This window comes from Alphaproteobacteria bacterium (assembly GCA_025800285.1).
In the GTDB taxonomy this organism is placed as follows: domain Bacteria; phylum Pseudomonadota; class Alphaproteobacteria; order JAOXRX01; family JAOXRX01; genus JAOXRX01.
The window spans coordinates 1-2,494 of record JAOXRX010000042.1 but is presented as its reverse complement, the minus strand read 5'-3'; the positions used below and the strand labels follow the sequence as shown (position 1 = coordinate 2,494).

The window sequence follows — 2,494 nt, the reverse complement described above, 5'->3', positions numbered from 1 at the left end:
GCTCTTGATATGCATTATTGTCCATAATTTAGCCTTTTAGACTGTTTCAGGAAGTTTCTCTTCTAAGGCTTGTACTAAATCTTCATCTAAGTCATCTATTTTAGGTAATACAATATTTGCTTTTAGATAAAGGTCACCTTTTGCTCCTGCTTTTCTATTTAAAACTCCAAGCTCTTTTACTCTAAATTTTTGGTTTTGTTTAGTATTTTGTGGAATTTTTAGTGTAATATCTTTCTGAATTGTTTTTATCTCAACTTTCCCACCAAATAATGCAGTCTTTAAAGGTACATCAAATGATTTTGTAAGTGTAAATTCATCTCTTTCGTACTCTGGACTAGCTGATACATTTATTTTTATAATTAAATCACCTCTTTGTCCTTGATGTGATTTTCCTTTTCCTTTTGCCCTAATTTTTTGACCATCTTTTATTCCTTCTGGAATTTTTATATCAAAAGAGTCATTGTTTAGGGAAATATGTTGTTTCCCTCCTAGAACTGATACATCAAAAGGAATAGTAATTTGAGCTTGTGTATCTAAATCAGCTTGGGCAAAACCTTGACCTCCAAATCCACCAAAGCTTGAAAAACCACTTTGACCTCCAAAAGAAGAAGAACCAAAGCCACCAGCACCTCCAAACATCTGTCTTAAAATCTCATCTAAATCAACTCCTGCACCTTGACCTCTTGCAAAATCATGGAAGTTTTGACCACCAAACATAGAGTCACCAAACTGGTCATATTGTTGTTTCTTTTCGGGGTCAGATAACACTTCATAAGCTGCATTTATCTCTTTAAATTTCTCTTCGGCATCTTTTTCTTTATTTACATCAGGATGATATTTTCTCGCTAGTTTTCTATATGCTTTTTTTATCTCATCAGCTGATGCATTTTCATTTACTTTTAATGTCTCATATAAACTTTTTGCCATCTTAAAATCCTAATAATTTGTTTGTATATTATATATAGTATATCAAAAACTTGAGTCAAAGTCAATCAAGTGTATAAGTCCAATACATATGGCACTGAGGATTAATATTTAAAAGGTATTGTACCGGAGAATTCATTTGAAGAGAATGATGTGGAATTTTTGTGTTGTAATCAATTAGCCAGTCAGCCATTTTTTCATTAAATAAATCAATGTTTGTAAATAGTAAATCATTGTTATAATCGACAAATTGCTCTTGTATTGTTCTATTAAATCTTTCATTGTGTGCATTCATTTTTGGAGACTTAGGATAAGTGAAGTAATGGGTTAATTCTTTTTCTTTGACTAAAGTTTGAAAATCTTTTTTAAATTCACTTCCATTGTCTGAAAGAATTAAGAATTTTTCTTTTTTTTCTGATTGTACTTGAGTTAGTCCATCAATTAATGCTTCTAAAACTTTTGCAGTGTTACTTGTATGTTTAGTTGGTATTGCTACTGCAAAGGCAATTCTTGTATTAGGATCAATCATAGTTAATATATATCTTCTAATGCCATTAGATACTCTTTGTATTGTATCTACTGCCCAAAGTTGCATTGGTTCAGTTTTAAGTCCTTTTGGTTTTCTATTTTTAATCTCTTTTTTTCTTGATTTTATTTTTCCATTTCTATCTATACGATGAGGGAATAATCTCATTTTGTCTTTGTCTCTTGAAATAATTCTTCCTATTGTTGATTCTGATGGTAAGCTAAGATTGTTTTCTTTACAGAAGGGAGCTAATAGAATATATAGTTTTGCTTTTCCAATGTTAGGATATTTTTCTCTTAATCTTTTTATTTCATTTACTATTAGCTTTGGAGTTGTTGGTGTTCTTAGTTGTTTTGGTTTGGTTGATTTTGGTTTTAGAGAAGTGATACCATTTTCTTTTAGTTTTGATTTCCATCTATAGATTGTTCTTCTACTTATATTAAAAGCTTCTATTGTTGCTTCTAATCCATATTTATCATAGAATTGTATTATTTTATATCTATCATTAGCTTCTTTATTATCCATATCAAAAAGATAGCTAAATCTTTTAAATGTGCTGTATCCTTTTATTCCATTGAAGAAATATTCTCTTTGCATTATTCACTCTTTAGTTCTCCTCTAAAGAGTGCCATATCTTTCTGAACTTATGCATATATCTTTAGTTTATTTTTTATTTTAACTAAGAAATATGATAATAGTATAAAACATTAAATTATAGATTTGTTTTTATGTTTTTGTTAAATTACCAAAGAATAATTAACTTTTGGATATAATCGCGGATATTTTAGATAAACATATTAATTAATAAAAAGGTTTCTTTAAACGCGGAACCAATTTTAAGGAATTTCAATGAGCAATAAGTACGAACCATCAAAAATAGAAGATAACTATTATAAAATTTGCGAAGATAGAGGTTATTTTGAAATAGATGGGAACAAGGATATTCAAGCCAAAGACAGTAATGGTGTGGGAAAAACTTTTTCTATCATGATGCCCCCACCAAATGTAACAGGTTCTTTACATATTGGACATGCACAGATCGGA

Annotated in this window: 3 protein-coding genes; 1 reads left to right on the top strand and 2 read right to left on the bottom strand. The window is 29.4% G+C overall.

Annotated features, from left to right (window positions below):
* Positions 1 to 36 precede the first annotated feature (36 nt).
* Positions 37 to 927, bottom strand: coding sequence for a DnaJ domain-containing protein (locus OIF36_02645; GenBank protein MCV6599361.1), 891 nt, complete (start codon positions 925 to 927; stop codon positions 37 to 39).
* A 61-nt stretch (positions 928 to 988) separates the two neighbouring features.
* Positions 989 to 2,047 (bottom strand): integrase core domain-containing protein, encoded by a 1,059-nt coding sequence (locus OIF36_02640; protein MCV6599360.1) that lies wholly within the window; start codon positions 2,045 to 2,047, stop codon positions 989 to 991.
* Positions 2,048 to 2,299: 252 nt separating this feature from the next.
* On the opposite strand from OIF36_02640, the gene OIF36_02635 reads away from it, so the two are divergent.
* Positions 2,300 to 2,494, top strand: a 195-nt coding sequence (locus OIF36_02635; protein ID MCV6599359.1) for a class I tRNA ligase family protein, incomplete at its 3' end; no start/stop codon positions are given.